This is a genomic window from Streptomyces sp. URMC 126 (assembly GCF_051386555.1).
GTDB lineage: Bacteria > Actinomycetota > Actinomycetes > Streptomycetales > Streptomycetaceae > Streptomyces.
In genome coordinates this window covers 1-505 of sequence record NZ_JBPQTX010000668.1, presented here as the reverse complement: position 1 = coordinate 505, position 505 = coordinate 1, and the positions used below count along the sequence as shown (strand labels likewise).

At 72.3% G+C, this 505-nt stretch carries 1 protein-coding gene; it reads left to right on the top strand.

Features of this window, described 5'->3' with window-relative positions; genetic code table 11:
• Nucleotides 1-505 (top strand): DEAD/DEAH box helicase (locus tag ACSNOK_RS33385; protein ID WP_436784527.1); only part of this gene is annotated, 505 nt, incomplete at both ends.

The following is a 505-nucleotide window of genomic DNA, read 5'->3' as shown; positions in this document are numbered from 1 at the left end:
GGACGCCATTCAGGCGGAGGTGGCCGCCGGGGAGGTGGACGTGCTGTTGGTGAGCCCCGAGCGGCTCAACAACCCCGACTTCCGCGACCAGGTGCTGCCCAAGCTGGCCGCGACCACGGGCCTGCTGGTGGTCGACGAGGCCCACTGCATCTCCGACTGGGGCCATGACTTCCGCCCGGACTACCGTCGGCTGCGCACCATGCTGACGGAACTGCCGCCCGGGGTCCCCGTGCTCGCCACCACCGCGACGGCCAACGCGCGGGTCACCTCCGATGTCGCCGACCAGTTGGGCACCGGCGACGGGGCCGCCGAGACCCTGGTGCTGCGAGGGCCGCTGGACCGGGAGAGCCTGAGCCTGGGCGTTCTGCGGCTTCCGGACGCCGCCCACCGCCTGGCCTGGCTCGCCGACCACCTCCATGAACTCCCGGGTTCCGGGATCATCTACACCCTCACGGTGGCCGCCGCGGAAGAGGTGACCGCCTTCCTCCGGCAGTGCGGCCACACC